The 5,711-nt window shown below is 61.8% G+C and carries 7 protein-coding genes and 1 pseudogene; 3 read left to right on the top strand and 5 right to left on the bottom strand.

Annotation, left to right across the window (positions count from 1 at the left end):
- Positions 1-7 precede the first annotated feature (7 nt).
- Positions 8-928, bottom strand: coding sequence for a transcriptional regulator GcvA (gene gcvA, locus E5W70_RS25790; RefSeq protein WP_292663790.1), 921 nt, complete (start codon positions 926-928; stop codon positions 8-10).
- Between the two features lie 162 nt (positions 929-1,090).
- Between gcvA and E5W70_RS25785 the strand changes: the two genes are divergently transcribed.
- A complete protein-coding gene (locus E5W70_RS25785) occupies positions 1,091-1,336 on the top strand; it encodes a hypothetical protein (RefSeq protein WP_292663788.1) in 246 nt (81 codons plus the stop codon).
- Positions 1,337-1,420: 84 nt separating this feature from the next.
- Here the strand turns inward: E5W70_RS25785 and E5W70_RS25780 are convergent, their stop codons facing one another.
- Positions 1,421-1,957 (bottom strand): L,D-transpeptidase, encoded by a 537-nt coding sequence (locus tag E5W70_RS25780; protein ID WP_245274862.1) that lies wholly within the window; start codon positions 1,955-1,957, stop codon positions 1,421-1,423.
- A gap of 144 nt (positions 1,958-2,101) precedes the next feature.
- Between E5W70_RS25780 and E5W70_RS25775 the strand changes: the two genes are divergently transcribed.
- The gene (locus tag E5W70_RS25775; protein ID WP_292663786.1) at positions 2,102-2,785 is read left to right on the top strand and encodes a response regulator transcription factor; all 684 of its coding nucleotides are present in this window, start codon (positions 2,102-2,104) and stop codon (positions 2,783-2,785) included.
- Between the two features lie 125 nt (positions 2,786-2,910).
- Positions 2,911-3,366, top strand: a complete 456-nt coding sequence (locus tag E5W70_RS25770; protein WP_292663784.1) for a cyclic nucleotide-binding domain-containing protein — start codon at positions 2,911-2,913, stop codon at positions 3,364-3,366.
- Positions 3,367-3,514: 148 nt separating this feature from the next.
- Here E5W70_RS25770 and E5W70_RS25765 read toward each other — a convergent pair whose 3' ends face one another.
- The 3 genes and pseudogenes from E5W70_RS25765 to E5W70_RS25755 form a co-directional block, all read right to left on the bottom strand.
- Complete coding sequence (locus E5W70_RS25765) at positions 3,515-4,408, bottom strand: sugar phosphate isomerase/epimerase (RefSeq protein ID WP_292663782.1); 894 nt, start codon at positions 4,406-4,408, stop codon at positions 3,515-3,517.
- Between the two features lie 110 nt (positions 4,409-4,518).
- Complete coding sequence (locus tag E5W70_RS25760) at positions 4,519-5,457, bottom strand: ABC transporter substrate-binding protein (protein WP_292663780.1); 939 nt, start codon at positions 5,455-5,457, stop codon at positions 4,519-4,521.
- Between the two features lie 86 nt (positions 5,458-5,543).
- Positions 5,544-5,711 (bottom strand): annotated as a pseudogene (locus E5W70_RS25755) (ribose ABC transporter permease); the annotation flags it as partial.

The following is a 5,711-nucleotide window of genomic DNA, read 5'->3' as shown; positions in this document are numbered from 1 at the left end:
CTGACCGTCAGGTCGGGGTCCTGGCGATTTCCTCGAGAAGCCAATCGCGAAAGGCGGCAATGCGCGGATCATTCGCCGTACTTTCGGGATAGACCAGGAAATAGGCGAATTCCGGCGCGACCTTGATGCCGAGTTCGAAGGGCCGGATCAGCCGACCTTCCGAAAGGTCGTTTGCCACCATGGCGAAATCGGCGAGCGCGACCGCGTTGCCGTCGAGCGCGGCCTGGACGGCATCCGTCGAGTTGCCGAACACGATGGTCCGGCTGTCGTCGAAATCGTCGACGCCCGCCGCCGCCATCCATATGCTCCAATTCGGCCAGGTGACGCCTTGGCGCGACCACTCGATATGGGCCAGCGTATGATGGAACAGGTCGCGCGGTTCCTTGAGCGGCGGCCCTGACCGCAGCAGGGCCGGACTGCAGACGGGAATAATGACGTTTTCGAACAGCCGGTGCGAGCGAAGCCCCGGATACTTGCCGGTGCCGAATCGGATGCCGAGATCGACGTCGTCGCGATCGAAGTCGCGCACCTCGTAACTGATGTCGAAACGCAGCTCGATTGCCGGATGCTGCTTGCGAAAATCGTCGACGCGCCGCATCAGCCACTTCGTCGCGAATTGCGCATCGAGGGTGACCTTCAACAGCGCCGATCCGGCCGCCGTCTTCTGCGCCCGTGAGACGGCCCGGCCAAGCAGGTCGAGCGCATCGGTCGAAGCTTCGAACAGCACCGCGCCCGCCTCGGTCAGCCGGATTGTGCGGCTGGTGCGTGTGAACAGCACGATGCCGAGTTGATCCTCGATTTCCTTGATCTGGTGGCTGACCGCTGCCGGCGTCAGGCCGAGCTCGTCGGCGGCGCGGGTGAAATTGAGGTGCCGGGCCGCTGCCTCCAGCGTCCGCAGCGCACGGGTTCCAGGCAGCAGGCGCGCCATCAGTGCCAGACGAGGAGGGTTCGGTCGAGCATTCCAATCCTCAAACAAAACTTGAAGATGTAGAAAAAACTACTCGTTTCCCGTTTAAATTTCAATCCGCCATGCTCCGAGCATCGAAGAAACATCAAACCGGATTTGATGTCCGGAGAAGCGGATTGCACCATGTCTGACATCGCCTTGCGCTCTGTAATCCTCCGCCCGGCCTGGCTGCGCGCCGTGCTTGCCTGGCTTCGGCATGCAAAGATCGCGATCAGTCTTCCCTCTGAGAATGTCGAGGATCTCTCCGATCGCCAGCTGCGCGACATTGGCGGCGAACGCAAGGACATCGCACGCGCCATGGACCGCGAACTCGGCCGGCTCGGCCTTCTCGACATAGGGTGGCAAAGGAGTAGGGGAGTAGGGGAGTAGGGGAGTAGGAAAAGCTAAGCGGCGCGCCCGCGCCTGTCTTACCCTTACTGCCCCATTCCCCTACTCCCTTATTCCCCTATTCCCTTATCTTACCACCCTTACTACCGTCCGCTCCGACAGCAGCGGCAGCAGCCGCGCCATGGTGCGGGCTGTTACCGCGACGCAGCCTTGCGTCGGCGTGAAGCCGGGGCGCGCCAGGTGGAAGAAGATGGCGCTGCCGCGCCCGCGCCGGCGCGGCACAATGTTCCAGTCAAGCACCAGGCAGGCGTCATAGAGGTCGTCGGTGCGCAGCATCCGCTCATGGCTGGCGCCATAGGGGATTTTGACCGGGCGGTTGTAGTTGCGGTCCCCAGGCACCTCGCACCAGCCGAGGTCGCGGCCGATCGGCGTCATCGCCAGCCGCGTCCGGCGGCCGCCGGCAAAACGGTCGCCGCGAAAATATCCCGACAATATCCGCATCGAGGCGAGCGGCGTGGCGCCGTCGCCCTCGCGCTTGCCGGCCGAGATGCCGCCATGCCCCAGCGCACATGGAAACACGAGTTTGCCGGCCTGCAGAAAGCCCTGGCTGGGCTGGCCAGGCCGCGCCCGCACGGTGAGCACGGTGAGCCCTTTCGGCAAAATTGCGCCGACTGCATTGCGATCGTGTTTTTTCTTGTATGATCGTGTCACGGAACAAATCACTGTGAACGGCTGTTGTGCCGGTCAGCTTCCGCATAAACAGGCAGCGGTCAACTGAAATCTCTTTTCAAAACAACGGATTGATCCATGACTTCACGCACCATTCTGATCGTCGACGACGATGACGACCTGCGCGGCACCCTTGTCGAGCAATTGTCGCTTTATGAGGAATTCGACGTCCTGCAGGAAGCGACCGCCGCCAAAGGCATCGCCACGGCGCGCAGCGGGCTCATCGACCTGCTCATCATGGATGTCGGCCTGCCCGACATGGATGGCCGCGAGGCGGTAAAGATATTGCGCAAGGGCGGCTACAAGGCGCCGATCATCATGCTGACCGGGCATGATACCGATTCCGACACCATCCTTGGCCTCGAGGCCGGCGCCAACGACTATGTGACGAAGCCGTTCCGCTTTGCCGTGCTGCTGGCCCGCATCCGCGCGCAGTTGCGCCAGCACGAACAGAGCGAGGACGCCACTTTCTCGGTCGGCCCCTACACGTTCAAGCCCAGCCAGAAGCTTCTGATCGACCCGCGCGGCGCCAAGGTTCGGCTGACCGAAAAGGAAGCCTCGATCATCAAATATCTCTACCGCGCCGACCAGAAGGTGGTGACCCGCGACGTGCTGCTGGAGGAAGTCTGGGGTTACAATTCCGGCGTCACCACGCATACTCTGGAAACTCATGTCTACCGGCTGCGCCAGAAGATCGAGCGCGATCCTTCCAACGCGGAAATTCTCGTGACAGAAAGCGGCGGCTACAAGCTGGTTCCTTAAACATTTCATTATTCAAATAAGCGATCCGGGCGGGGCGCTTTTCGGGTACGGTCCTGAGGCTGGAGGTGGTTGTGGATCGGCCTCGTAGGGGAGGAGTCGGACTGACGGTTCGGGGACATAGCTAGATGGCGCTGGATGACGATATCCGCATCCTGTCCACCGTGAGGCTCTTCGAGGGCTTTACGCAGGAACAGCTGCGTCTGCTCGCCTTCGGCGCCGAAACCACCAAGTTGCAAGCCGACCACAAGCTTTACCGCGAGGACGACGAGGCTGATTGCGCCTATATCGTGATCAGCGGCCGCATCGTCCTCTACCGCGAGCACGATGGCGAGCGCATCCGGATCGGGACAGCCGGCCCCGGCACCATGCTCAGCGAACTGGCGCTGATCGCCGATACCAACCGGCTGACCAGCGCCTCGGCCGAAATCGATTCGGAAGTGCTGCGGCTCAGCCGCAAGATGTTCCGCCGCATCCTCGAGGAATATCCGGAGCTGGCGGTTCACCTGCACCAGCGCATCTCGGAGGATTTCCAGGCGATGATCCGCCAGATCGAGGAACTTGGGCCGCGTTTTGCCGGCTAGAGCAATTCCAGGAAAAGTGTGAAACGGTTTTCCGTCCGGAATTGCGTCAAAACAGAGAGATAGACCGGTTCTGCGTTTCCGTGAAACGACGAACCGGTCTAATGTAGCGCCTCTGGCCTAGCCAGAATGATTTCGGAACCGCGAGGGCTCAAGGCCGGTGCGTTGCGGAAACAAGCTCGGCCTTGCGCCGTGCCGTCTCCAATCCCAGCGCGATGAAGCGGCGCGCATGTTTGGCCAGCTCCATATTATCGGTCCACAGATTGCGCCAGATCGCGGTTTTCCGCGACAGGTTCTCGTCGACGATTTCCGAGGAGAAGGATTCGAAGCTGAGGTCGTCGCTGTAGCCGATGGCGGTCAGCGCATCGAATATCGCGGCAAAATCGATATTGCCGGTGCCGAGGAAGCCGCGATTGCTCTCGCCGATATGGACATAGCCGATCTTCCTTGCGGCGTTGCGAATAGCCAAGCCGACATCGGCCTCCTCGATGTTCATATGGAAGCTGTCGAGATGCAGGAAGATGTTGTCGGATCCGCTGTCCGCGATGAAGGCCATGCCTTGCGCGGCGGTGTTGAGCAGATTGCTTTCGAAGCGATTCACGATTTCGAGGTTGAGGGTGACGCCGGCTGACTTTGCCGTCTCCGCCACCTCGGCAAGCGTGCCGGCGCTGCGGTCCCACTGGTCGCGCGTCGGCGCCTCGCTCTGCAAGCCGTGGCTGGTGCTGAGGATGCCGGCAACCTTCTGGCCGCCGAGATCGCGGGTCAGCGCGATCGTATGTTTCAGGATTTCGACGCCGTGCGCGGCAATCGTTTTGTCGTCGCTCGAAATATCGCCGTCGGCCGGCAGTCCAATGCTGATCGCAACGCCGAGGCCGAGATCGGCGATCCGCTTGGCCAAGCCGTCAATGTCGACATTGGCAGGGTCGAGATAGGAGAATTCGATCAGCTCGAAGCCGGCCTCCCTGGTGTTGGCCAGCGTCCGCTCGAGGTCGCCCTGCGCCGAGCTCGCCGACCAGACGAATGAGTGGATTCCGATGCGCGACATGATCGTCTCCGGTTATTTCCAGCGGACCCAATGCCAAAGCGGTTTTGGCAATCCGATGCTCGGACAAAAAGGTGCGGCCGGTCATCCCGGCCGCGCCAGGCTTGGGAGGCTTAGCGAGCTGCGGTCCAGCCCTTGTAATCCTTCAAATTGTCGGCGGTGATCAGCTTCGGGTCGAGCAGCACCGTCGGCTCGGCCGGCTTCTTGCCGGCAAGCAGGTCAGCCGCCATCGTCAGCGACTGGCCGGCCATCACATAGGGATCCTGCGAGGCCGAGGCCTTGATCATAGACGTGCCGGCAGCGAGTTCCTTCTCGATATCCGGCGCGCCGTCGACCGCGGTGAAGATGAACTCCGAGCGGTTGAGCTGCTTAGCCGCAAGCTGGGCGCCGATCGCTGTCGGATCGTTGATGGCGAAGACCGCGTCGATCTTGTCGAAGCGGGTCAGCAGCGACTGGAACACTTTCAGGCCGCCGTCGCGCGAGCCTTCGGCGTTCTGGTCGTCGGAAAGGATCTTGATGTCGGGGTGTTTTGCCAGCACGTCCTTGCAGCCCTTGACTCGCTCCAGGATCGACGAGGAGGCCGGGCCGTTGAGGATGACGTAGTCGCCCTTGCCGCCGGTATGGTCGACCAGATACTGGCACGCCTCTTCGCCGGCCTTGACATTGTTGGTCATCACGGTGACGTCGGCGCCTGGCGCCGAAACGTCGAAGGCGGCAACGACGATGCCGGCCGCCTGCGCCTTCTTCACTGCCGGCGCGATCGCCTTGGCGTCGACGGCGTTGAGCATGATGACATCGACGCCGGCGGCGATGAAGGAATCGACCTGCGAAACCTGCTTGTTGAGGTCGTAGTCGGCCGAGACCGAGGTCACCTGCACATTCGGGTTGATCTTCTTGGCCGCGTCCTCGATGCCCTTGATGGTGGCGACGAAGAACGGGTTGCCGAGCAGGCCGACCGAGATGCCGACCTTGTTCAGATCCTTGGCCGATGCCGGCGCGATGACGGCGGCCGCAAGGGCGACGCCGCAGAGCAGTTTAGCGATGGTCTTCATTGTATTATTTTCCTCCTGATGCCCCGCGCCTCTCACGGTGCGTTACACATGAAACCGGCTCGTTGGATGCCGGCGACTAAGGGCCATCACGTTCTTGCTCCTGCCTGGAGCCGGTAACGGTCGAGGGCGACCGCCACGATGATGACCAATCCCTTGATGATGTACTGCCAGATGTCCGAAACACCGGCGAGGATGAGCCCGTTGGACAGCACGGCGATGATCAGGCCGCCGATCAGCGTGCCCCAGATCGAGCC

The organism is Mesorhizobium sp., from assembly GCF_005063415.1.
Lineage (GTDB): Bacteria > Pseudomonadota > Alphaproteobacteria > Rhizobiales > Rhizobiaceae > Mesorhizobium.
This window is presented reverse-complemented; position numbering and strand designations above follow the sequence as displayed.

What these genes read in the sequence shown, in the direction of transcription:
- gcvA (WP_292663790.1), bottom strand. Translation starts at nt 928, where the DNA reads ATGGCGCGCCTGCTGCCTGGAACCCGTGCGCTGCGGACGCTGGAGGCA.
- E5W70_RS25785 (WP_292663788.1), top strand. Translation starts at nt 1,091, where the DNA reads ATGTCTGACATCGCCTTGCGCTCTGTAATCCTCCGCCCGGCCTGGCTG.
- E5W70_RS25775 (WP_292663786.1), top strand. Translation starts at nt 2,102, where the DNA reads ATGACTTCACGCACCATTCTGATCGTCGACGACGATGACGACCTGCGC.
- E5W70_RS25770 (WP_292663784.1), top strand. Translation starts at nt 2,911, where the DNA reads ATGGCGCTGGATGACGATATCCGCATCCTGTCCACCGTGAGGCTCTTC.
- E5W70_RS25765 (WP_292663782.1), bottom strand. Translation starts at nt 4,408, where the DNA reads ATGTCGCGCATCGGAATCCACTCATTCGTCTGGTCGGCGAGCTCGGCG.
- E5W70_RS25760 (WP_292663780.1), bottom strand. Translation starts at nt 5,457, where the DNA reads ATGAAGACCATCGCTAAACTGCTCTGCGGCGTCGCCCTTGCGGCCGCC.